This window comes from Priestia sp. D51 (assembly GCF_053345675.1).
Map to the genome: position 1 here is coordinate 175,340 of NZ_JBLTIR010000001.1, position 22,409 is coordinate 197,748.

Consider the following 22,409-nt stretch of genomic DNA (forward strand, 5'->3'; position numbering starts at 1 on the left):
TCATTCATATTTTAAAGGAGCGTATAAGATTGAGAAGAAATAAGCCAAAGTATAAGCAGATTATCGATGCAGCTGTAGTAGTAATAGCAGAAAACGGATACCACAATGCTCAGGTTTCTAAAATTGCTAAGCAGGCTGGAGTTGCAGACGGTACGATATATTTATATTTTAAAAACAAAGAAGATGTCTTGATTTCCTTATTTCAAGAGAAGATGGGACAGTTTGTAGAAAAAATTTATGAAGAACTGGCGGGAATTGAAACTGCGGCAGAAAAACTTCACGTATTAATTGACAAGCATTTTTCGTTTCTAGCGGAGGATCATCATTTAGCTACAGTGACACAGCTTGAACTGCGTCAATCGAACAAAGATTTAAGATTGAAAATTAACGATGTATTAAAAGATTATCTGACTCTCATTGATTCTATTTTACAGACAGGAATCGAAACGGGTGAGTTTTCTGAAAATATAGATATTCGTCTTGCGCGACAGATGATTTTTGGAACGATTGATGAAACTGTCACAACATGGGTAATGAACGATCATCGATATGGTCTAATAGAATCGGTAGATAAAGTCCATTCCCTGCTGTTAAACGGCTGCAGCGGCTCATAATCGTAAGTGAGCCTGCTGCTCCCTTGCGAGGGGAGAAGCGCAAGGTAATGAAAATAGAAAGAAAGGGTGGGGGAAACAAATGGAGATTATCCAGGTTGAAACTGTTGATGCAATAAGCTTCATTACGTTGAATAGACAACCTGCTAACGCTTTGTCTCAAGATTTATTAAAAGATCTTTCAAGTGTTTTAAAACATTTAGAAGATAGCAAAGAGACAAGGGTTATCGTCATTAAAGGCGAAGGGAAATTCTTTTGTGCTGGAGCTGATATAAAAGAGTTTACATCACTGCAGCAGGAAAAAGATTACGAGAAACTTGCTGTTAACGGCCAAGAGCTCTTTGAGTATATTGAAAATTACCCAAAACCAGTTATTGCAGCTATTCATGGAGCTGCTTTAGGCGGAGGATTAGAGCTTGCTATGAGCTGCCATATCCGTTTGGTAACAGAAAATGCTAAGCTGGGCTTGCCTGAACTTCAGTTAGGAATTATACCAGGGTTTGGAGGAACTCAGCGATTGCCTCGTTATGTAGGGGTTCATAAGGCTTGTGAGATGATGCTGACAAGTGATCCAATATCGGGCAGCGAGGCAGTGGAGTTAGGATTGGCAAACGCAGCTTTTGAAGAAAGTCAGCTTATCAATGAAACATTTTTACTTGCTAGAAAAATTGCCAAAAAAAGCCCAATCTCTGTTAAAGCTACCTTGCAGCTGCTTCAACATGTAAAAACAGATGCTTATTACAGCGGCATCAAAAAAGAAGCACAGTTTTTTGGAAGCGTATTCAAAAGCCGTGATGCTCAAGAAGGCGTAGCCGCTTTTATTGAAAAGCGCCAGCCTAAATTTTTAGGAAAATAAGCTTAGGAGGGGAATTGAATGAATATTTATGTGTTAGTAAAAAGAACGTTCGATACAGAGGAGAAACTTTCACTAAAAAATGGTCAAATTGTTGAAGATGGAGCTGAATTTATTATTAACCCTTACGATGAGTATGCAGTTGAAGAGGCTATTCAGCTAAAGGAAAAGCATGGCGGAGAGATTACGGTCGTGAGTGTAGGAGGGGAAGAATCAGAAAAAGAACTCCGAACAGCTTTGGCTATGGGAGCAGATAAAGCGGTTTTAATCAATACGGAAGATGACATAGAAGATGGCGATCAGTACACGACTTCTAGGCTGCTGGCACAGTACTTAAAAGAGCAATCTCCTGATTTAATCTTAGCAGGAAACGTAGCGATTGACGGAGGTTCAGGCCAGGTGGGACCGCGCGTAGCAGAACAGTTAGAAATCCCATATATTACAACGATTACAAAGCTGGATATTGAAGGTGAAAAAGTGACGGTTGTACGCGATGTGGAAGGAGATTCGGAAGTTATTGAAACGTCGCTTCCTCTTTTAGTAACAGCTCAGCAGGGACTTAATGAGCCTCGCTATCCATCTCTTCCAGGGATTATGAAAGCGAAGAAGAAACCGTTGGTTGAAGTGGAATTAGACGATTTAGATTTAGATGAAGATGATGTAGAAGCAAAAACAAAGACAATTGAAATTTATTTACCTCCGAAAAAAGACGCGGGGCGCGTATTACAAGGAGATATAAAAGATCAAGTAACAGAGCTGGTCAATTTACTGCATAAGGAAGCAAAAGTCATTTAATAAGTCAAAAGTCAAAACAATGGGGGTATTGTAATGGGACGCAAAGTGTTAGTTCTTGGAGAAGCACGTGATGGGGGATTACGAAACGTATCGTTTGAAGCGATTTCCGCAGCGTCTACTGTAGCTGACGGGGGAGAAATTATTGCAGCGTTAGTAGGAAAGGACGTAAAATCTTTAAGTGAAGAACTTATTGCATACGGAGCAGATAAAGTTGTTGTGACGGAGCATGAAGATTTAGCTGCTTACACATCGGATGGTTACGCTCAGGCATTATTAGCCATCATTGAAAGTGAACAGCCTGAAGCTATCGTATTTGGGCATACGGCTCTTGGCAAAGATCTAGCGCCAAAACTGGCAGCTCGCTTAGATAAAGGACTTATCTCGGATGTGACGGATGTAGAAGTGGGAGGGGATCAAGTAGTCTTCACTCGCCCAATTTATTCTGGTAAAGCATTTGAGAAGAAAATCATGACCGATGCTTTTACGTTTGTCACGATTCGTCCAAATAATATTTCACCGCTTGCAAAAGATGAGGGGCGTACAGGTGATGTAGAGGATTTAAATGTTGAAATCAAAAACCTGCGTACTGTTGTAAAAGAAGTCGTACGCAAAGCAACGCAAGGGGTTGATTTGTCCGAAGCAAAAGTCGTGATTGCAGGTGGTCGAGGTGTAAAAAGCACGGAAGGTTTTGGACCTCTCCAAGAACTAGCGGACGTGTTAAATGGAGCTGTTGGAGCGTCTCGCGGAGCGTGCGATGCAGATTACTGCGACTATTCTCTTCAAATCGGTCAGACGGGCAAAGTAGTCACACCAGATTTATACATTGCCTGCGGAATTTCAGGTGCTATTCAGCATTTGGCAGGTATGTCAAATTCAAAAATTATTGTTGCAATCAATAAAGATCCTGAAGCGAATATTTTTAAAGTAGCTGACTACGGAATCGTTGGAGATTTATTTGAAGTAGTGCCTCTGCTAACGGAAGAATTTAAAAAGCTGAAAGTACAGTCTGCGTAAGATTCTCGGACAAAAGTATTTGAGACGAAGTGAAGAACGAACCGTTGATCAAGATTTTTGATTAGTGGTTCGTTTTTTTGTTAGGGTAAAAGCAGGGTAGGTCTTTCTAGCAGGTGATTGGAGGGCAAGGTGAAGACTCCTGCTAGAAAAGCGAAGTCTTGCATGGAAATCAACTGCGGTGTCGCAAGCGGTTCAACCCATGTATACTATTTGTTCGTCTTTGGATTCATTTAGTCAGGTCTCAGCCTCATGGGAAACGAAATTTTCTACGCATATTTTTAGGCAAATTGTACAAACTAGAGCGGAGAATAAACAGTATAAATGTAAGCAAAAAGTTAGCAAACCTTATTTGAAGGTGATATACTGTGAGTAGAATTTGGATATTGCATATATTTAGGAGGAATTAAAATGGCTATTGCACATGCTACAGATAAAAACTTTACAGATGAAATTAAATCAGGCCTAGTGCTTGTTGACTTTTGGGCACCATGGTGTGGCCCTTGTAAAATGATTGCTCCAGTTCTTGAAGAAATTGATGGCGAACTTAACGATAAAGTTAAAATCGTAAAAGTAGACGTTGATGAAAATCAAGAAACAGCTGGAAAATTTGGTGTTATGAGTATCCCAACTTTAGTATTATTCAAAGATGGAGAGAAAGTTGATCAAGTAGTTGGTTTCCAACCAAAAGAAGCATTAACAGAATTAATTAATAAACACGCGTAAGTCAAAACCTAGCTCAGGCTAGGTTTTTTTCTTTTTCTCCACTTTTTCTCTTTTGGGAATACTTTTATTTAGCGAATATGCGTTCGTTTGTTTTATACTAGATGTAAGGAACATCGCCATAAATCCAGCTTATGTACATGTATTAAGACAGGAAAGAATGTAGGTTACGCTTCATAAGCGATTGTATAGATGGACAGAGTAAGAGAAGAGGAAGGAGAAAAGTATGAACGATTACTTAAAAGAAAAGCTGGCTATTTTACCGGATCAGCCCGGCTGTTACTTGATGAAAGATAAATATGGAACGGTCATTTACGTAGGAAAAGCAAAAGTATTAAAAAATCGAGTACGTTCCTACTTTACCGGATCTCATGACGGAAAGACGCTTCGACTTGTAAACGACATTGTTGACTTTGAATATATCGTCACATCTTCTAATTTAGAAGCGCTTATTTTAGAAATGAATTTAATTAAAAAGCATGACCCAAAATACAATATTATGCTTAAAGATGATAAGGGCTATCCGTTTATTAAGATTACAGCTGAAAAACAGCCCCGACTTGTTATTACAAGAAAAATAAAAAAAGATAAAGGGAAATACTTCGGTCCTTATCCTAATGTTCAAGCAGCAAATGAAACAAAGCGGCTTCTTGATCGCATTTATCCGTTAAGAAAGTGCTCCACTATGCCAGATAGGCCTTGTTTGTATTACCATATCGGGCAATGTCTAGCTCCTTGCGTAAAAGAGGTAAAAGAAGAGCAAAACAAACAAATTATTGAAAATATCACGCGGTTTTTAAATGGTGGATATGAGCATGTCAAAACAGAGTTAACTGAAAAAATGTTAAAAGCTTCAGAACAACTTGACTTTGAACGGGCTAAAGAATACCGAGATCAAATTGCTCATATCGAAGCGACAATGGAAAAGCAAAAAGTAACGTTTAATGATTTTGTTAATCGAGATGTGTTTGGCTATTCTTACGATAAAGGCTGGATGTGTGTTCAAGTTTTCTTTATTCGCCAAGGGAAATTAATTGAGCGAGAAGTTTCTATGTTTCCTTTTTATAAAGAGCCAGAAGAAGATTTCTTAACTTTTATCGGTCAGTTTTATGCCAAAAATATTAAGCCAAAAGAAGTGATGGTTCCAGCAACGATTGATGCAGAGTTAGCTGAGAAGTTAGTAGAAGTAGAGGTTCAGCATCCAAAGCGAGGCAAAAAGAAAGAATTAGTAGAACTTGCGTGTAAAAATGCAAAGATTGCGCTCGGTGAAAAATTCTATTTAATTGAACGAGATGAAGAGCGTACAGTTGGCGCAGTTGAACGGTTAGGAGAGGAGCTTGGAATTGCCGCTCCTTATCGGATTGAAGCATTTGATAACTCAAATATTCAAGGAACAGACCCAGTTTCTGCGATGATTGTTTTTGTTGATGGGAAACCGGAAAAGAAAGAATATCGCAAATATAAAATTAAGACGGTAAAGGGACCAGATGATTACAGTTCCATGAGGGAAGTCGTTCGCAGACGGTATTCCAGAGCGTTAAAAGAAGGTCTTCCGCTTCCGGATTTAATTGTTGTAGATGGAGGCAAAGGACATTTAGCTGCAGTACAGGACGTTCTCGAAAATGAATTGGGACTTTTAGTGCCTACAGCAGGTCTTGTCAAAGATGATAAGCACAGAACCTCCAATCTGATGATTGGTGAGCCTCCTCAAATCATACCGCTTGAACGCAATAGTCAAGAATTTTATTTGCTTCAGCGAATTCAAGATGAAGTTCACCGCTTTGCGATTACCTTCCACCGTCAAGTGCGCTCTAAGTCCGCTTTTCAGTCAGTTCTGGACGACATTCCGGGAGTGGGAGAAAAGCGTAAAAAAGCTTTGTTAAAGCATTTTGGTTCGGTGAAAAAATTGAAAGAAGCAACGATTGAAGATATTCGAAATTCAGGTGTTCCTCAGAACATTGCTGAAAAAATTTATGAAACATTACAAAAATAGTCTTGAAATAATAGAAAATATTTGATAAGCTATTAACTAATTTCATACGACACTTCATCAAATGAAGTGAAGATAGAGGTGCAAATTTAATCAGTACGCATCAGGAAGGGTATGAGCCCTTATGAACGATGCGGAAAGGGAAATTTGCCGAAGTGAACATTACCTCATAGTAATGATTGCTGGTTCTGCGTTGAATAAACGTAGGATTGTCAAGATGTAGATTCTTGGAGAGCTATCTCACGGCAGTGGACGGTTATGTTTTATAATTTTCGTTCGTTAAGCAATGAGAGCTCATCTCATTGCTTTTTTTATTGTCTGAGTAAAAAAATTTAGCTTCTCATCATCCTGCATATGCAAATTTATTGAAAAGGAATGAACAAAATTATGGCATTAATCGTTCAAAAATTTGGTGGAACATCTGTTGGTTCTGTTGAACGTATTCAACATGTAGCAAACCGTGTTATTCAAGAAGCAGAGCGCGGTAACCAAGTAGTAGTTGTTGTATCGGCAATGGGCAAAACCACAGATGCACTGGTGAAATTAGCAAGTGATATTACGGACAGTCCAAGTAAACGCGAAATGGATATGCTTCTTACAACTGGAGAACAAGTAACGATTTCCCTGTTAACAATGGCTCTTCAATTCAAAGGTCATGAAGCCACTTCGCTAACAGGTTGGCAAGCTGGTATCCAGACGGAAGCAGTTCACAGCAATGCACGAATCCAGCACATTGACACGACTCGTATTCAAAGCCAATTAGATAGAGGTCGAATCGTAGTAGTAGCTGGATTCCAAGGCTGTTCAGAAGATGGAAGCATTACAACATTAGGTCGAGGCGGCTCTGACACGACGGCAGTAGCTCTTGCCGCGGCACTAAAAGCTGCAAAATGTGATATTTATACAGACGTAACAGGAGTGTTTACGACGGATCCGCGCTACGTAGAAGATGCTCGTAAACTTCATTCTATTTCATATGACGAAATGTTAGAATTAGCCAATTTAGGAGCAGGGGTGCTGCATCCGCGCGCTGTTGAGTTTGCAAAAAATTATCAGGTACCGCTAGAAGTGCGTTCAAGCTTAGAAAACGAGAATGGAACGATTGTTGAGGAGGAAGTTTCAATGGAACAAAACTTAGTCGTAAGAGGAATTGCGTTTGAAGATAATATTTCACGGGTGACAATTGAAGGGTTAAACAACGAGTTACAAACTCTTTCTACTATTTTTACAGCATTAGCAAAAGAACAGTTAAATGTGGATATTATTATTCAAAACGTAACGGCTAATAATCGCCTCTCTATCTCATTTTCTATTAAAACTGTAGATGTAGAAGCTGCTCTTGCCGTCTTAAAAGAGTATAAATCTACCTTGGGGTATACGCGTATTGAACATGAAAGCAGTCTGGCTAAAGTATCGATTGTGGGATCTGGCATGATATCTAATCCAGGTGTTGCAGCCGAAATGTTTGAAGTGCTGGCAGGAGAGAAAATTGAAGTGAAGATGGTCAGCACGTCTGAAATTAAAGTATCTACAGTTGTACCGCATGCTGATATGGTAAAAGCTGTTGAGACGCTTCACGTAGCATTTGAATTAGAAGAGCAGCAGGCAGTGCAAGTATAAAGAAAAGAAAAAAGACGTGGTATCTCCACGTCTTTTATATATACGTATTTCTTACTTTTTATAACGCTCCGCACGGGTTTCGGTAGGTAAGATATCTTTTCGGTCCCACTGCACGGAAATCAGCACTTTTCCGTTCTTTTCTTTAGGTGTTAAGTAGGCTTCTGTTAGGCAGTTGTTTTGACGCTGAATCTGTTCAGCCACAAACCCTGACTCAAGATGAAATGAACAAGTTTCCTGCTGAAATCTTTTGCTGACCACATCACCTGATAACTCAAGCTCTAGTGAATATTTATCTTTTTTGGCAAGCGTCAGTGTTCCCCAGGAAGCTGCTTTAAAAAATGCGACGATTTCATCCATTGTATTTAATGGATATTTACGCGCAAGGTGTTTTCCTGCCCAGTATGAGATGGTATTCGTTTCGTCTCCAAGAAGCTCTGGAATTAACACGTCACGCAAAAGGCTGTATCCGAAATATGGAACGTGATCAAGAGCTCTCTCTGTTTCAGCTGCGGCATTAGGTTCTAATGTTTCCATCGTCTCTTCAAGTTCTTGCTGTGATTCTGTTTGTAAATTGCTCATGCTTTCCCCTCTTTCTTTACTACTATTATATACAAATCTAAAAAACCTCTCACGCATTTTTTTAATAAAATGTAAGAGGATCTTTATTATGGTAAAAAGAGTTAGATGTAAAGATGAAAAATCCATAAAATTACTTTTAAAAGGGTACTTTTACCTGTGTAAATGTTTTGTGAACTTGTTTACAATAAAAGTATAAAGTAAACGCTTACTTAACTGTGGCAAGCGATATTATAATAGAAAGAAAAAATCTTTAACACCAATGCAGTAAGCGTTAACAAATATAAAATTTTATAAATTTATATTTTATAGAAGATTTAAACATCTTGCCTTGACGCTCTTAATCGATGGGAGTAAAATTAACCTGTCACATACTTTATTAGGAAATGCAAAGGTTTTCATTTCCTGTATTCACGATTAATCTATTTGTCTAGTGGGAGTAAGAAAGTTCTTCACAAACTATGTTCATTTAACTAAGGGGGGTCTACGCAGATGGCGGCAAACAGAGAGTTTCAATATCGGAGAATCCATTCACTACTTGGAGTAATACCAATCGGGATTTTCTTAACACAGCATTTAGTTGTGAATCATTTCGCGACAAAGGGAGAAGAATCATTTAATCAAGCAGCTCACTTCATGGAGAGCTTACCTTTCCGCTATGCTCTAGAAATTTTCATTATTTTCTTACCAATCGTTTTTCACGCAATATACGGTCTTTACATCGCATTTACTGCTAAAACAAACGTTAACAACTATGGATTTTTTCGTAACTGGATGTTTATCCTTCAGCGTGTTTCAGGTGTAATCACACTTATCTTCATCACATGGCACGTATGGGAAACCAGAATACAAGCTGCGCTTGGAAAAGAAGTAGATTTTCAAATGATGGAACGAATTTTAAGCAACCCAGCAATGTTTGCATTCTACATAGTTGGTGTTGTATCTACGATCTTCCACTTTGCAAACGGTCTATGGTCATTTGGAGTTAGCTGGGGGTTAACTGTAACACCACGTTCTCAAAGAATTTCAACTTATGTGACATTAGCAATCTTCTTAGCACTTACATTTGTAGGTGTTCGTACATTATTCGCATTTGCATAAAATTAAGGTTTTGAAGGAGTGGGGTTCCGATGAGTAACGGAAAAATCATCGTAGTCGGTGGCGGTTTAGCTGGCTTGATGGCAACAATAAAAATTGCTGAGTCTGGCAAGCAAGTAGATTTATTTTCACTAGTTCCGGTAAAAAGATCTCACTCAGTTTGCGCGCAAGGTGGAATCAACGGAGCCGTAAATACGAAAGGTGAAGGAGATTCACCATGGGAACACTTTGATGACACAGTGTATGGCGGAGACTTTTTAGCCAACCAGCCACCTGTAAAAGCAATGTGTGAAGCAGCTCCTGGTATTATTCACTTACTTGACCGTATGGGTGTTATGTTTAACCGTACTCCTGAGGGTTTGTTAGACTTCAGACGATTTGGCGGAACGCAGCATCACCGTACGGCTTTTGCTGGAGCAACAACGGGTCAACAGTTATTGTACGCATTAGATGAGCAGGTTCGTCGCTATGAAGTTGCCGGACTTGTGACAAAGTACGAAGGATGGGAATTCTTAGGTGCTGTTCTTGATGATGAGCGCAGCTGTCGCGGAATTTCTGCACAGAATTTAAAATCAATGGAAATTAAAACGTTCCCAGCTGATGCGGTTATTATGGCTACAGGTGGACCTGGTATTGTCTTTGGAAAATCGACGAACTCAGTTATTAATACAGGTTCAGCGGCATCTATCGTGTATCAGCAAGGTGCATACTATTCAAACGGAGAGTTTATTCAAATTCATCCAACTGCTATCCCGGGAGATGATAAGCTTCGTCTTATGAGTGAATCTGCTCGTGGAGAAGGCGGGCGCGTTTGGACATATAAAGACGGTAAACCTTGGTATTTCTTAGAGGAAAAATATCCGGCATACGGTAACTTAGTACCTCGTGATATTGCAACTCGTGAAATTTTTGACGTCTGCGTAGCGCAGAAGTTAGGAATTAACGGAGAGAACATGGTTTATCTGGACCTTTCACATAAAGATCCAAAAGAGCTAGACATTAAACTTGGAGGTATCATCGAAATCTATGAAAAATTCATGGGCGATGATCCGCGCAAAGTACCAATGAAGATTTTCCCAGCCGTACACTATTCAATGGGCGGTTTATGGGTGGATTACGATCAAATGACAAATATCCCTGGCTTGTTCGCAGCTGGTGAGTGTGATTATTCGCAGCACGGAGCGAACCGTTTAGGAGCAAACTCATTATTGTCAGCTATTTATGGCGGTATGGTTGCTGGTCCTAAAGCCGTTGAATACATCAATGGTTTAGAAAAGAGCGCAGATGCTATTTCTTCAAGCGTATATGATCGTCATGTGAAAGAAGAAGAAGAGAAATGGAACAATATCATGAATCTTCAAGGTACAGAAAATGCATACGTTCTTCATAAAGAGCTAGGGGAATGGATGACTGACAACGTGACAGTCGTACGATACAATGACAAACTGTTAAAAACAGATGAAAAGATTCAAGAATTAATTGAACGCTATGATCGTATTAACATTAATGACACGGCTAAATGGAGTAATCAAGCGGCAACATTTACTCGTCAGCTTCAAAACATGCTCCAGCTTTCACGTGTTGTAACGCTTGGAGCTTACAACCGTAACGAAAGTCGCGGTGCTCATTATAAGCCGGATTTCCCAGATCGTAACGATGAAGAATTCTTAAAAACAACAATGGCATCTTTCGTTGATAAGAAAACGGCTCCTTCTTTCCATTATGAAGAGGTAGACGTATCGTTAATCAAACCGCGTAAGCGCGACTACACAAAGAAAAAAGATGAAAAACCAAAAAAACAACAAGAGGGGGTTCGTTAATCAATGAGTGAACAACAAACAGTCCAAAAGACAGTGCGCTTCATTATTACACGTCAAGATTCAGCTGAATCTGCTCCTTACAATCAGGAGTTTGAAATTCCGTATCGTCCGAATATGAACGTTATTTCAGCACTGATGGAAATCAGACGTAACCCTGTTGATGCTTTAGGTAAAGAGGTTGCTCCGATAAACTGGGAAATGAACTGTTTAGAGGAAGTATGCGGAGCCTGTTCAATGGTTATCAACGGTAAACCTCGTCAGTCATGTACAGCTCTTGTTGATAAACTAGAACAGCCGATTCGCTTGCAGCCAATGAAAACATTCCCTGTTGTTCGTGACTTGCAGGTAGACCGCAGCCGTATGTTTGATTCACTGAAAAAAGTAAAAGCCTGGGTTCCGATCGATGGCACATACGATTTAGGACCAGGACCGCGTATGCCTGAAAAGAAACGTCAGTGGGCGTATGAGTTATCCAAGTGTATGACATGCGGCGTTTGCTTAGAAGCTTGTCCAAACGTAAACGACAAGTCAAACTTCATCGGTCCAGCACCGCTTTCTCAAGTTCGCTTGTTTAATGCCCATCCAACCGGTGCGTTAAATAAAGGAGAACGTTTAGAGACGATTATGGGTGATGGAGGGCTAGCGAACTGCGGGAACTCTCAAAACTGCGTTCAATCATGTCCAAAAGGAATTCCATTGACTACTTCAATCGCAGCTTTGAACCGCGACACAACAATTCAAGCATTCAGAAGTTTCTTTGGTAGCGATCAAGTATAACCACTCAAAACCTCTCCACGTGGAGAGGTTTTATTTTGTCTATGACGAATGGAGGAAATACAGATGAATAATATTTCGTATATTGAAGACATGGATCACTGGAAAGAGTCATTTTCGTTTAAGCAGAAAATCAAGGTAAGATTTTCGGAAACAGATATGTTTGGGCACTTAAATAATACGGTTCCTTTTGTTTATTTTGAACAAATACGTACGGAATTCTTTCACCATATTGGCTTTATGCAAAAGTGGACGAGTGAGTATGAGGGAACGATACCGGTGGTGGCTGATTTGCAGTGCGACTATGTCAAACAAGTGTATTTTGGCAACGTGCTAGCTGTTTTTGTAAAGGCCCATAAAATCGGACGTTCTTCGGTTGATTTACACTATATGATTCAAAATGAGCAAGGAGAGGTTGTACTCACGGGGAGAGGAACAATGGTGCAAATTTCTAAAGAAACAGGAAAAAGCGTGCCTTGGAATGAAGAGATGAAAAGGTGTTTATCGACTATATAAAAATGGCTTGAAGGCTCTTTCTTCAGGCTTTTTTTCTTTTTCAAAGGTAAAAAAGAGTTTTTTGCATATTTTTTCTAAAACTAGTAACCGCGTAGGCATACCGCACATAAGATATGTTGACTAAATTTACACCCATCCGATAGTTCAACTCAGGATCAGGCAAGGAGGGTTACATTGAAAGAAAAAGAGTTTCAACCTAAACCGCTACTTACAAAGCGTGAACGAGAAGTATTCGAGCTTTTAGTACAGGACAAAACAACAAAAGAAATCGCGAGTGAACTATTCATTAGCGAAAAAACAGTTCGAAATCATATTTCTAATGCGATGCAAAAGCTTGGAGTCAAGGGGCGTTCTCAAGCAGTCGTAGAACTCCTTCGAATGGGAGAACTTGAACTATAACATGAGCTGGCTTTCTTTTTAGAAAGCCAGCTTTTTGTATATTTTTTTAAGTATCGCATATGTATCTAAAAAGAATATCATTAAGAAAATATTATAAAAAAGGTAAATCTTTATAAAAGAAACTTATTGCTTGAAATTGAATTTCAGAGTACGTATACTTTTAAGTAAGGAGATACTACTTCAAAAGAAAGAGAGGTGAGATGATGAAAAATGTATGGTTAGGGGTATTATTATGCATGATATTCTGCTTGCCTTTTGCGAGTTTGCCAGATAAATTTATTGATAATGACTTTGAAAAAGTAAAGGTCACAAAAAGTTCGGTACAGCATTACACGGATATCGTGCACATGTCTCCAGGAGCTAAGCACAGCGTCAAACAAATAGGATCTCTAATACAAAGTGTGATAGTAACTTTTGCTTTAGTATGGGTGAGTACCAAGCTCATCATTCCGACGCATCAAATTGCGTATTTTTTCCTCAAGAAAACACTTTTTTATCCAAAAATCTTTCAATCAAGTTACCTCAATTAAATAAAAAAGGTTGAAATTTCAGCAGCCTTTTCTTCAAACCTAAAATTACCTACTATTCTTAGGCTTATTTGTCATGGGGATTTTCTATACAAATAATGCAATGAAAATTTAATATTCTTCTTAAAAACTTTATAGGAGTGATCATTCAATGATGATTAAAGAAACGGAATTACCAGGAATCGGCCGTAAATTTGAAATTGAGACAAGCGGAGGAAACCGTGTGGTCGTTATTATTCATGATGATGGACGACGTGAAATCTACCACTTCGATCAAAAAGATTTAGAAGAAAGCATTTTTGACATTACGTTAACAGATACGGAATCAAGACAGCTAGCTGCAATTTTAGGCGGCATGATTTACAAGCCAAAAGCAATGGAAACCATTGAAGTGGCATTCAATGACTTAGTGATTGAATGGTACAAAGTTGAAAAACAGGCGAAAGCTCACAGTAAAACAATTGGCGAAATTGACGTTCGCAGCAACTATGATGTCACAATCATCGCTGTCATTAAAAACACGCAAAAAAAATTATCCACCCCAGGACCAGATACGTTAATTGAAGAAGGAGATACGCTTGTCATCTCTGGTGAAAGAGGAAATTTAAAAACGCTCATTAAAGAATTGCTTTCACAAGGAGGTAGTTCATAATTGGATCATTTAGTATTTGAAGTTGGGACAGCTTTGTTACTAGTCGCTTTAGCGGCTATACTAGCACATAAATTTAAATTTACGATTATTCCATTCCTCATTCTGCTGGGCATGGCGGTTGGTCCCCATGCTCCTGAGTTTGGCTCATTCAGTTTAAAGTTTATTGAAAGCCAAGAGATTATTGAATTTATGGGGAGAATTGGAGTTCTCTTTTTACTCTTTTATTTAGGGTTAGAATTTTCAGTTGGAAAGTTAATTAAATCAGGTAAGTCCATCGCGGTGGGAGGGTCTATTTATATTTTAATTAACTTTACCTTAGGATTATTGTATGGATACCTGACAGGAAATCCTCTTCTTGAAGTGCTGATTATCGCTGGAATTATTACGATTTCGTCCAGCGCAATTGTCGCAAAAGTATTGGTTGATTTAAAACGAACGGCAAATCCAGAAACGGAATTGATATTAGGGATCATCATGTTTGAAGATATTTTCTTAGCGGTTTATCTTTCTGTCGTTTCAGGGTTGGTGCTTGGAGACCACGGATCGCTTGCTGGATCTTTAACATCTATTTTAATTGCGTTTGGCTATATGATGCTGTTCTTTATCATTGCTCGAAAAGCTACGCCTCTACTAAATAAACTTTTAAATATTTCATCGAATGAAATCTTTATAATCGTCGTTTTTGCGGTATTGTTTTTTGTGGCAGGCTTCTCAGAAACAATTCACGTGGCAGAAGCAATTGGAGCATTATTGCTTGGGCTTGTATTTTCTGAAACAGAACATCGCGATCGGATTGAACATCTTGTCGTACCGTTTCGTGATTTCTTTGGAGCCATCTTTTTCTTCAGCTTCGGATTAAGTATTGATCCTCTCACGCTCTGGGATGCAGGCTGGCTTGCCCTTGGAGCAGTTGCGCTTACGATTATTGGTAACTTTACAGCCGGTATGATTTCAGGAAGAAAAAGCGGGCTGTCACACAAGGCTTCGACCAATATTGGATTAACAATCATGTCACGAGGTGAGTTTTCAATCATTATGGCTAACATCGGAATTGAAGGAGGATTATCGGCCATCCTTCAGCCATTCGCTGCGCTTTATGTATTGATTTTAGCTATTATTGGTCCTTTGTTAACGAAGGAGTCTAAGCATATATACGGATTTTTAAACTCAATATTTAAATGGAAAAAACCAAATCCTCAAGAATCTAATGGATAAAATATATAAAACACAGTTGACAAATCGGATTAATATGATAAAATTCAAAATAATCCAATAACAAATCAGTTAACTATAGCAACGGGCTGATCGGTCAACCGAAAGCTCCTACCTTTTTTAGGTAGGAGCTTTTATGTTTTTAGGTGAAATAGCTTTTGATTTAAAAATTCAAGGAGGAGGAATTGCTGTGAGTGTCGTGATTCAATCGGTTAACCGCTCATTTCAAAAAGGAGAACAAGTAACTCAAGCATTGCGAAATGTAAATCTTACGATTAATAAAGGTGAATTTATTACCATTATTGGTCCGAGCGGATGCGGAAAAAGTACGCTGCTTAAAATGATCGCTGGACTTGATATAGATTATGAAGGGCGCATTGAAATCAACGGGAAGCACATAGCCGGACCTAGCATTAAACAAGGAATGATCTTTCAAGAACACCGCTTGTTCCCGTGGCTTAATGTGGAGCAAAATATAGCGGCTGACTTATCGCTGAAAGATTCGAACGTTCGGCGCCGCGTAGATGAGCTAATTGATATTGTCAGGCTGAAAGGATTTGAAAAAGCTTATCCTCGAGAACTATCCGGGGGGATGTCTCAACGAGTTGCGATTGCGCGTGCTCTTTTAAGAAATCCCGAGGTTTTATTGTTAGATGAACCGTTTGGTGCGTTGGATGCTTTTACTCGCACTCATCTGCAAGATGTGCTGTTAGACATATGGAAAAAAGAAAAAACAACCATGATTTTTGTTACCCACGATTTAGATGAATCCATTTACTTAGGAACTAAAATTGTGATTATGAGTGCCAGACCAGGAGAAATTAGTCGGGTTGTTCCAGTAGAAATTAGTCATCCGCGAAAAAAGACAGAACTACCTTTTCAGCAGCTAAGGCAGCAAGTGCTGAAAGAATTTGAAGAAGCAGGAGAACATTAAAGATTCAATCAGACAGAGAAGGAGACAGAACAGATGAAAAAGCTACTTTTAACTGCAGCTATTGTACTTGTTCTCGCATTGGCTGGGTGCGGGACGAAAGAAAAAGCGAGCGGCGAAGATTCGAAAAACGTTACGATCAATATTGGCATTCAACAAAGCCTAGGACCTTTAATGCTGGCACAAAACCAAAAATGGTTTGAAAAAGAATTTAAAAAAATAGGTGTAAACGTTAAATGGACAGAGTTTCAAAGCGGTCCTCCGCAATTTGAAGGGTTAGCATCTGGACACTTGGATTTCGGCCAAGTTGGAAACTCACCGGTTATTTCTGGTCAAGGGGCAGATATTCCATTTTTAGAAATTGCTAATTCGAGCGACGGATTAAAAGGAAATGCTATTTTAGTAGGAAAAAACAGCAAGATTAAAAGCGTAAAAGATTTAAAAGGTAAAAAGATTGCGGTTGCCAAAGGCAGCAGCGGTTTTAACTTATTGTACAGAGCTCTTGATCAAAATGGGTTAAAGCCAAGTGACGTAAAGATTATTCAGCTTCAGCCAGACGAAGCTCAGCCAGCATTTGAAAATGGGTCAGTGGATGCATGGTCAATTTGGGAACCGTTTATCTCCCTGCAAAACTTAAAAAATGAAGCTCGTATTTTAGCAGACGGCGATTCGTTAAAGGTTGCTTCACCAGGCTTTACTATTGTAAGAGAAGGCTTTGCAAAAGATCATCCAGAGTTAGTCGTTAAGTTTTTACAAGTTTATCAAAAAGCACTTGAATGGCAAAACGAACATTTTGAAGAATCTGTGGATATTCTAGCAAAACAAAAAAATCTAGATAAAGATGTAGTAAGACAAGTGTTAAAAAATAATCCTGCCTATAATCGCCCAACCTCTAAAGAAATTATTGCAGAACAACAGCGAACAGCTGATTTTCAACAATCTTTAGGCGTTATTAAAAAGAAAATTGATACGGGAGATGTCGTTGATAATTCATTTATTGAAAAAGCATTAAAAGAAAAATGAGGTGATGAAAATGAGTAAAACATCCGTGGTTTCAGGACATGTCCAGTCTTCAGCAGCTCACTTGCAACAAGTGAAAAAAAGAAAGGAAGAAGCGAAAAATAAGCAGGGAATTTTCCTTCGTTCTCTCGTCGTGCCAATTTTGCTTATCGTCGTGTGGCAAATCATTGGTTCTGCAGGCTATGTATCTAAAACCGTTCTTCCTACACCTGTTGATATTGTACTTTCTTTCAAACAGCTCATCGTATCGGGAGAACTCGGAGCTAATCTTCAAATCAGTATTTTACGTGCTGCCATAGGTTTTGCCGTTGGAGCTGGTCTAGGTTTACTATTTGGTATTATTGTCGGTTTCTCAAAGAAAACGGAGCACTATATGGATCCATCCATTCAAATGCTTAGAACTGTTCCTCACCTTGCCTTGGCTCCTTTATTTATCTTATGGTTTGGCTTTGGGGAAATTTCAAAGATATTGCTAATTGCAAACGGTGCGTTTTTCCCAATCTATGTTAATACGTATTTAGGCATTCGCGGCGTTGATTCGAAATTATTTGATGTTGCGCGTGTTCTGCAATTTAGTAAATGGAAACAAATCACGAAACTCATTTTACCAGCCGCTCTTCCTAATATTTTACTTGGTGTCCGATTGTCTTTAGGTATTGCATGGCTCGGACTGGTAGTAGCTGAATTGATGGGAGCAAGTGAAGGTGTAGGATATATGATTATGGATGCTAGGCAGTTTTCTCAAACAGATGTAGTTTTTGTCGGAATTATCATTTTTGCTGTTGTAGGCAAATTAACTGATTCATTTGTCCGAGTATTAGAAAAGCGTCTTCTTAAATGGAGAGACAGCTACGCAGGTGAAAAATAAAAGAAGGATTTATATATTTATTAATCCTTGTAAATCTATCAGTTTTATAAGTTAAAAGGAGAGATGATAATGAGTCAGTTTACAATTATTACGGGAAGCCCTTCAAAACAATCAAGGTCAGCTGCTTTAAGTGAGTATATTGCAGCATATCTGCAAAATGAAAAACATGAAGTAAAAACCGTGCATGTCCGCGATCTACCAGCTGAAGACTTACTATATGCTAACTTTTCTAGCCCTGCGATTCAAGAAGCTCAAAAGAAAGTGGCAGATGCTGATGCCGTTATTATTGTCAGCCCAATCTATAAAGCTAGCTACACAGGAATCTTAAAAACATTTTTAGATTTAATACCTGAAAAAGGTTTGCACAATAAAACCGTGCTGCCGATAGCTACAGGGGGAACCATTGCTCATCTACTGGCTCTTGTTTATGTATTTAAGCCGACATTATCCGTTTTAGGAGCTACTGCTCTTATTCATGGAGTTTATATTGTTGATTCTGAGGTGGCCTATACGAAAGAAAATGAAATTGAGTTTATTGCGGAAGAAGCAGAAGCGAGAATTAAACGTTCATTAAAAGAGCTTGAATATCATCTAGAACAAACGAAAAGGAGTGTTGAATCATGAAAATGTTATGGTTTATTCCTTCCCATGGAGATGGAAGATATCTAGGGACAAATCGAGGAGGTCGTTCAGCAGACTATTCATATTTTCGGCAAGTTGCTCAAGCAGCTGACCGGTTAGGATTTGAAGGAGTTCTGATTCCAACGGGGAAATCATGCGAAGACCCGTGGCTATTGGCTGCTTCACTTATACCTGAAACAGAGCGTTTGAAATTTTTAGTAGCTGTACGTCCGGGCATTATGGCTCCTTCCGTGGCAGCGCGCATGACTTCGACTCTTGATCGAATTTCAAACGGTCGTTTACTAGTTAACGTAGTAGCAGGAGGAGATCCAGCAGAATTAGCCGGAGACGGCCTTTTCTTATCACATGATGAACGTTATGAAGCTGCGGATGAATTTTTAGATGTGTGGAAAGGGTTATTGGCTGGAGATACGGTTAATTATGAAGGAAAACATATTCATGTAGAGAACAGTGAGCTGTTGTATCCACCTGTTCAAAAACCTTCTCCACCTATTTATTTTGGCGGATCTTCACCCGCAGGACAAAAAGTTGCAGCAAAACATTCTGACGTGTATTTAACGTGGGGAGAGCCTCCTGAACAAGTAAGAGAAAAAATAACGGCTGTGAGAAAGCAAGCAGAAGCAGAAGGCAGAACCGTTAAGTTTGGGATTCGTTTGCATATTATTGTACGGGAAACGGAAGAAGAAGCTTGGGAAGCAGCCGATCGATTAATTCAGCATTTGGACGACGACACAATTCAAGCTGCACAGCGTACTTTTGCAAGGTATGACTCAGTTGGGCAGCAGCGAATGGCGAGCCTTCATAGAGGAACCCGAGAGGAACTTACGATTAGCCCTAACTTATGGGCAGGTGTGGGGCTCGTCCGGGGAGGTGCAGGAACTGCCCTGGTAGGCAGTGCTGAAAATATAGCGAAACGAATAAAAGAATATGAAGCTTTAGGAATTGAATCTTTTATTTTATCAGGCTATCCGCATTTAGAAGAAGCTTATCACGTAGGAGAGTTATTGTTCCCGCTTTTAAATATTGATGAGGGTGAAGGAAAGAGTGAAAGCATCGGTGAGATTATTGCAAACGATAGGTTTCCAAAAGCTTCAACCTCGTAAAAGAAGAACCGGTGAAAAATTCACCGGTTCTTCTTTTACATTCATCTCAGCCGAGAGACGAGTCCGTTAAATTGTTGGTTTTGGTTTTTCAGGTGCAGCTTGTTTATCTTTTCGACTTTCTTGAATATATACTTTAAAGAGAAAAATATTTAAACAGCCCAGTGTGAGGAATAACGGTGCAAAATAATATTCTTGAGACATAAGTAGGACGAAAACGCTTCCAAAACAGAACAGAGAACTAAACATAAAGTAAAACTGTAAGAATCTTCTCATTTTAGTCGCCTCCTATTCTTTTTCTTCTTACACTTATTATATCAAATACTTTCCAAAAAAGACACAAAATATTCACAAAATGTTCAATTTTTTTCTTATTTACCTATTGATTTTTTTGTCGATATGTAAATTAAGTGGGTTGTAATACCAATTAATTCCTGGATGTAACTTTCTGATGGAAAGTTTATGTAAAATTTTATATGATAGAAATGGTATTGAAAAAAGGGGGAAAATCATCATGAGACGAATTGGGTGGCTATTTTTTACTATGGCAATTCTCTTACTCATAACTGCCGGTTGCTCAAATGATCAACAGAAAGCACAGGATCGATTTGATAAATATGTAGCCATGTGGAATAAAGAAGATTTTGAAGGTATGTATGGATACTTGTCTAAAGATGCTAAAAAGACGATTTCAGAAAAAGACTTTGTAAATCGATATAAAAATATCTATGATGCAATTGAAGCGGACAAGCTTAAAGTGAAGGCAAGTAAAATAGAAGACTTAGAAATAAAAGACCATAAAGCTGTTTTACCTTTTGAAGTAAACATGAACTCTGTAGCCGGTGAAATCTCATTTAAAGAAAATGCTGCTGTGGTTCAAGAAAAACAAGGGGATACAGAGAATTGGTATATTAATTGGAAGCCTAATATGATTTTTAAAGGACTTGAGCAAGGAGAGCAAGTAAGAGTAGCTACTCAGTCAGCTGTGCGTGGAGAAATTATGGATCGTTCAGGGAAATATTTAGCTCAAAACGGAGAAGCGATTCAAGTTGGAGTTGTTCCCCAGCAGTTTTCTAAAGGCGGCGAGCAAGCGATACGACAATTAAGCAAGACTCTTGCTCTTTCAGAAAAAAGTATTAATCAAGCACTGAGCGCTTCTTGGGTGAAAGAGAATCAATTTGTTCCTATTAAAACAGTTAGTCAAAAAGACGCCTCTAATTTAGAGAATTCTTTGAAAAAAGTAGAAGGCATTCAACAAAAAAAGGTGAATGCGCGCGTATATCCTTGTGAAGAAGCGTGTGCTCATTTAGTTGGATACGTTGCGCCTGTCACAGCTGAATATTTAAAAGAGCATAAAGATGAAGGTTATAATGCTCAGTCTAAAGCTGGAATGATTGGCTTAGAATCTTTGTATGAAGATAAGCTTCGTGCTCGAGACGGCGTCACGATTTATACTGTAGATAAAGATGGTAATAAAAAGAATGAAATTGCAAAAGTGAATCCAAAAGACGGGGAAAGCATTCAGGTTACGGTAGACACGAATGTTCAAAAATCCCTTTATGAACAGTTAAAAGATGAAAAAGGAGTAGCTACTGCTCTTCAACCTAAAACGGGAGAAATATTAGGTCTTGTAAGCACGCCAGCTTTTGATCCAAATTCTTTTTCTTTTGGAATCGATGCTAATACGTATCAATCCCTTTCAACGAATCCTAATAAGCCGTTAATGAATCGTTTTACCAAAACGTATTCTCCGGGATCTACATTTAAGTTAGTCACCGGAGCTTTAGCGGTTGATGAAGACGTGCTAAATCCAAATGAAAGTATATCAATCAGCGGGAAGAAATGGCAGAAAGATAAAAGCTGGGGAAATTTCTACGTAACACGAGTGGGCAGCAAACCGAATGTTAATTTACGTGATGCTTATGTTACATCTGATAATATTTATTTTGCGCAGACTGCTTTGAAGCTAGGTTTAGACAAATTTAACAGTGGTTTAAAACAGTTTGGGTTTAATCAAAAATTGTCTGTTAATTATCCTTTTGAAACGTCTAAAATTGCAGGTGATCAAGATATTAAAGATGAGGGAGTATTAGCAAACTCTGGCTATGGCCAGGGGAAACTGCAAGTGAATCCTCTCCACTTGGCATTGATGTATACATCGATTGTAAACGATGGAAACATAGTAAAGCCTATTCTTATGAACGGTGATGAGAGTGGAATATGGAAAAAACAAGTAATGTCTAAAGAAACGGCGCAATTAATTCAAAATGATTTAGTTGATGTCATTGAAGATAAAAACGGTACGGGTCATGCAGCAAAGATAGATGGGTTAACCCTGGCTGGAAAAACGGGAACAGCAGAGCTAAAGAAAACTCAAGGTGAAAAAGGGCAGGAAAACGGATGGTTTGTAGCTGTGGACACAAAACAGAAAAACTTACTCGTTTCAATGATGGTTGAAGGGGTAGAGGATAAAGGCGGAAGTCATTACGTCGTGCCGAAAGTAAAAAATGTATTTCAGCAATATAATAAGTAAATAATAAAAGCCAGTTCTAAAAGAGCTGGCTTTTATTATTTACACAAGGGGAGTAATGTTAAGTTTTTGTAAATCCCAATTTTATACAAACTCTGAAAACCCTTATTTTAAAAGGAATCAACGTATTATTGTTAATGT

Annotated in this window: 23 protein-coding genes and 1 riboswitch; of the genes, 21 read left to right on the top strand and 2 right to left on the bottom strand. The window is 38.7% G+C overall.

Annotated features, from left to right (window positions below; translation table 11 throughout):
- The first annotated feature begins 29 nt into the window (after nt 1–29).
- From ACNHOZ_RS00945 to ACNHOZ_RS00975, 7 genes are all read left to right on the top strand, one after another.
- The gene (locus tag ACNHOZ_RS00945) at nt 30–614 is read left to right on the top strand and encodes a TetR/AcrR family transcriptional regulator (protein WP_013059408.1); all 585 of its coding nucleotides are present in this window, start codon (nt 30–32) and stop codon (nt 612–614) included.
- A 79-nt stretch (nt 615–693) separates the two neighbouring features.
- Nucleotides 694–1,467 (top strand): enoyl-CoA hydratase, encoded by a 774-nt coding sequence (locus ACNHOZ_RS00950; RefSeq protein WP_028411759.1) that lies wholly within the window; start codon nt 694–696, stop codon nt 1,465–1,467.
- An 18-nt stretch (nt 1,468–1,485) separates the two neighbouring features.
- Complete coding sequence (locus tag ACNHOZ_RS00955; protein ID WP_016765685.1) at nt 1,486–2,259, top strand: electron transfer flavoprotein subunit beta/FixA family protein; 774 nt, start codon at nt 1,486–1,488, stop codon at nt 2,257–2,259.
- A gap of 33 nt (nt 2,260–2,292) precedes the next feature.
- Nucleotides 2,293–3,273 carry an electron transfer flavoprotein subunit alpha/FixB family protein gene (locus tag ACNHOZ_RS00960; RefSeq protein WP_033579632.1) on the top strand — a complete coding sequence of 327 codons (981 nt, stop codon included), beginning with the start codon at nt 2,293–2,295 and terminating at the stop codon, nt 3,271–3,273.
- Between the two features lie 408 nt (nt 3,274–3,681).
- Nucleotides 3,682–3,996 (top strand): thioredoxin, encoded by a 315-nt coding sequence (gene trxA / locus ACNHOZ_RS00965; RefSeq protein WP_013059404.1) that lies wholly within the window; start codon nt 3,682–3,684, stop codon nt 3,994–3,996.
- A gap of 223 nt (nt 3,997–4,219) precedes the next feature.
- A complete protein-coding gene (uvrC, locus tag ACNHOZ_RS00970; protein ID WP_048019701.1) occupies nt 4,220–5,986 on the top strand; it encodes an excinuclease ABC subunit UvrC in 1,767 nt (588 codons plus the stop codon).
- Between the two features lie 65 nt (nt 5,987–6,051).
- Nucleotides 6,052–6,229: riboswitch (Lysine riboswitch) on the top strand.
- 141 nt (nt 6,230–6,370) lie between these two features.
- Nucleotides 6,371–7,603: an aspartate kinase gene (locus tag ACNHOZ_RS00975; protein ID WP_048019702.1), complete on the top strand. Its 1,233-nt coding sequence runs from the start codon at nt 6,371–6,373 to the stop codon at nt 7,601–7,603.
- Nucleotides 7,604–7,654: 51 nt separating this feature from the next.
- Here the strand turns inward: ACNHOZ_RS00975 and ACNHOZ_RS00980 are convergent, their stop codons facing one another.
- Nucleotides 7,655–8,182 (bottom strand): YslB family protein, encoded by a 528-nt coding sequence (locus tag ACNHOZ_RS00980; protein WP_028411755.1) that lies wholly within the window; start codon nt 8,180–8,182, stop codon nt 7,655–7,657.
- Nucleotides 8,183–8,671: 489 nt separating this feature from the next.
- On the opposite strand from ACNHOZ_RS00980, the gene ACNHOZ_RS00985 reads away from it, so the two are divergent.
- From ACNHOZ_RS00985 to ssuD, 13 genes are all read left to right on the top strand, one after another.
- Nucleotides 8,672–9,280 (top strand): succinate dehydrogenase cytochrome b558 subunit, encoded by a 609-nt coding sequence (locus tag ACNHOZ_RS00985; protein ID WP_028411754.1) that lies wholly within the window; start codon nt 8,672–8,674, stop codon nt 9,278–9,280.
- Nucleotides 9,281–9,309: 29 nt separating this feature from the next.
- Nucleotides 9,310–11,097, top strand: a complete 1,788-nt coding sequence (gene sdhA / locus ACNHOZ_RS00990; protein ID WP_013059399.1) for a succinate dehydrogenase flavoprotein subunit — start codon at nt 9,310–9,312, stop codon at nt 11,095–11,097.
- A 3-nt stretch (nt 11,098–11,100) separates the two neighbouring features.
- Entirely contained in the window at nt 11,101–11,874 is a 774-nt protein-coding gene (sdhB, locus tag ACNHOZ_RS00995) for a succinate dehydrogenase iron-sulfur subunit (protein ID WP_048019703.1), read from the top strand.
- Nucleotides 11,875–11,937: 63 nt separating this feature from the next.
- Entirely contained in the window at nt 11,938–12,387 is a 450-nt protein-coding gene (locus tag ACNHOZ_RS01000; RefSeq protein WP_028411753.1) for an acyl-CoA thioesterase, read from the top strand.
- A gap of 174 nt (nt 12,388–12,561) precedes the next feature.
- Nucleotides 12,562–12,786, top strand: a complete 225-nt coding sequence (gerE, locus tag ACNHOZ_RS01005; RefSeq protein WP_013059396.1) for a spore germination transcription factor GerE — start codon at nt 12,562–12,564, stop codon at nt 12,784–12,786.
- 203 nt (nt 12,787–12,989) lie between these two features.
- Nucleotides 12,990–13,316, top strand: coding sequence for a hypothetical protein (locus tag ACNHOZ_RS01010; RefSeq protein ID WP_028411752.1), 327 nt, complete (start codon nt 12,990–12,992; stop codon nt 13,314–13,316).
- Between the two features lie 148 nt (nt 13,317–13,464).
- Nucleotides 13,465–13,965, top strand: a complete 501-nt coding sequence (locus ACNHOZ_RS01015; protein ID WP_013085158.1) for a cation:proton antiporter regulatory subunit — start codon at nt 13,465–13,467, stop codon at nt 13,963–13,965.
- Nucleotides 13,966–15,180 (top strand): cation:proton antiporter, encoded by a 1,215-nt coding sequence (locus tag ACNHOZ_RS01020; protein WP_028411751.1) that lies wholly within the window; start codon nt 13,966–13,968, stop codon nt 15,178–15,180.
- A 133-nt stretch (nt 15,181–15,313) separates the two neighbouring features.
- Nucleotides 15,314–16,111 (top strand): ABC transporter ATP-binding protein, encoded by a 798-nt coding sequence (locus ACNHOZ_RS01025; RefSeq protein ID WP_080754460.1) that lies wholly within the window; start codon nt 15,314–15,316, stop codon nt 16,109–16,111.
- A gap of 33 nt (nt 16,112–16,144) precedes the next feature.
- Complete coding sequence (locus tag ACNHOZ_RS01030; protein ID WP_028411749.1) at nt 16,145–17,131, top strand: aliphatic sulfonate ABC transporter substrate-binding protein; 987 nt, start codon at nt 16,145–16,147, stop codon at nt 17,129–17,131.
- Nucleotides 17,132–17,141: 10 nt separating this feature from the next.
- Nucleotides 17,142–17,996 carry an ABC transporter permease gene (locus ACNHOZ_RS01035; RefSeq protein WP_033579636.1) on the top strand — a complete coding sequence of 285 codons (855 nt, stop codon included), beginning with the start codon at nt 17,142–17,144 and terminating at the stop codon, nt 17,994–17,996.
- 69 nt (nt 17,997–18,065) lie between these two features.
- Nucleotides 18,066–18,620, top strand: coding sequence for an NADPH-dependent FMN reductase (ssuE, locus tag ACNHOZ_RS01040; protein WP_447697037.1), 555 nt, complete (start codon nt 18,066–18,068; stop codon nt 18,618–18,620).
- On the top strand, nt 18,617–19,741 hold the full coding sequence (ssuD, locus tag ACNHOZ_RS01045) for an FMNH2-dependent alkanesulfonate monooxygenase (protein WP_033579638.1): 1,125 nt from the start codon (nt 18,617–18,619) through the stop codon (nt 19,739–19,741). Before ssuE ends, ssuD begins: the two co-directional genes overlap by 4 nt.
- A gap of 66 nt (nt 19,742–19,807) precedes the next feature.
- Here ssuD and ACNHOZ_RS01050 read toward each other — a convergent pair whose 3' ends face one another.
- Nucleotides 19,808–20,014: a hypothetical protein gene (locus ACNHOZ_RS01050; RefSeq protein ID WP_013059387.1), complete on the bottom strand. Its 207-nt coding sequence runs from the start codon at nt 20,012–20,014 to the stop codon at nt 19,808–19,810.
- Between the two features lie 238 nt (nt 20,015–20,252).
- Here ACNHOZ_RS01050 and ACNHOZ_RS01055 point away from each other — a divergent pair, with 238 nt between their 5' ends.
- The gene (locus ACNHOZ_RS01055) at nt 20,253–22,271 is read left to right on the top strand and encodes a penicillin-binding transpeptidase domain-containing protein (RefSeq protein ID WP_255905715.1); all 2,019 of its coding nucleotides are present in this window, start codon (nt 20,253–20,255) and stop codon (nt 22,269–22,271) included.
- Nucleotides 22,272–22,409: the final 138 nt, after the last annotated feature.

What these genes read in the sequence shown, in the direction of transcription:
- ACNHOZ_RS00950 (WP_028411759.1), top strand. Translation starts at nt 694, where the DNA reads ATGGAGATTATCCAGGTTGAAACTGTTGATGCAATAAGCTTCATTACG.
- ACNHOZ_RS00955 (WP_016765685.1), top strand. Translation starts at nt 1,486, where the DNA reads ATGAATATTTATGTGTTAGTAAAAAGAACGTTCGATACAGAGGAGAAA.
- ACNHOZ_RS00960 (WP_033579632.1), top strand. Translation starts at nt 2,293, where the DNA reads ATGGGACGCAAAGTGTTAGTTCTTGGAGAAGCACGTGATGGGGGATTA.
- trxA (WP_013059404.1), top strand. Translation starts at nt 3,682, where the DNA reads ATGGCTATTGCACATGCTACAGATAAAAACTTTACAGATGAAATTAAA.
- uvrC (WP_048019701.1), top strand. Translation starts at nt 4,220, where the DNA reads ATGAACGATTACTTAAAAGAAAAGCTGGCTATTTTACCGGATCAGCCC.
- ACNHOZ_RS00975 (WP_048019702.1), top strand. Translation starts at nt 6,371, where the DNA reads ATGGCATTAATCGTTCAAAAATTTGGTGGAACATCTGTTGGTTCTGTT.
- ACNHOZ_RS00980 (WP_028411755.1), bottom strand. Translation starts at nt 8,182, where the DNA reads ATGAGCAATTTACAAACAGAATCACAGCAAGAACTTGAAGAGACGATG.
- ACNHOZ_RS00985 (WP_028411754.1), top strand. Translation starts at nt 8,672, where the DNA reads ATGGCGGCAAACAGAGAGTTTCAATATCGGAGAATCCATTCACTACTT.
- sdhA (WP_013059399.1), top strand. Translation starts at nt 9,310, where the DNA reads ATGAGTAACGGAAAAATCATCGTAGTCGGTGGCGGTTTAGCTGGCTTG.
- sdhB (WP_048019703.1), top strand. Translation starts at nt 11,101, where the DNA reads ATGAGTGAACAACAAACAGTCCAAAAGACAGTGCGCTTCATTATTACA.
- ACNHOZ_RS01000 (WP_028411753.1), top strand. Translation starts at nt 11,938, where the DNA reads ATGAATAATATTTCGTATATTGAAGACATGGATCACTGGAAAGAGTCA.
- ACNHOZ_RS01010 (WP_028411752.1), top strand. Translation starts at nt 12,990, where the DNA reads ATGAAAAATGTATGGTTAGGGGTATTATTATGCATGATATTCTGCTTG.
- ACNHOZ_RS01015 (WP_013085158.1), top strand. Translation starts at nt 13,465, where the DNA reads ATGATGATTAAAGAAACGGAATTACCAGGAATCGGCCGTAAATTTGAA.
- ACNHOZ_RS01025 (WP_080754460.1), top strand. Translation starts at nt 15,314, where the DNA reads ATGTTTTTAGGTGAAATAGCTTTTGATTTAAAAATTCAAGGAGGAGGA.
- ACNHOZ_RS01030 (WP_028411749.1), top strand. Translation starts at nt 16,145, where the DNA reads ATGAAAAAGCTACTTTTAACTGCAGCTATTGTACTTGTTCTCGCATTG.
- ACNHOZ_RS01035 (WP_033579636.1), top strand. Translation starts at nt 17,142, where the DNA reads ATGAGTAAAACATCCGTGGTTTCAGGACATGTCCAGTCTTCAGCAGCT.
- ssuE (WP_447697037.1), top strand. Translation starts at nt 18,066, where the DNA reads ATGAGTCAGTTTACAATTATTACGGGAAGCCCTTCAAAACAATCAAGG.
- ssuD (WP_033579638.1), top strand. Translation starts at nt 18,617, where the DNA reads ATGAAAATGTTATGGTTTATTCCTTCCCATGGAGATGGAAGATATCTA.
- ACNHOZ_RS01050 (WP_013059387.1), bottom strand. Translation starts at nt 20,014, where the DNA reads ATGAGAAGATTCTTACAGTTTTACTTTATGTTTAGTTCTCTGTTCTGT.
- ACNHOZ_RS01055 (WP_255905715.1), top strand. Translation starts at nt 20,253, where the DNA reads ATGAGACGAATTGGGTGGCTATTTTTTACTATGGCAATTCTCTTACTC.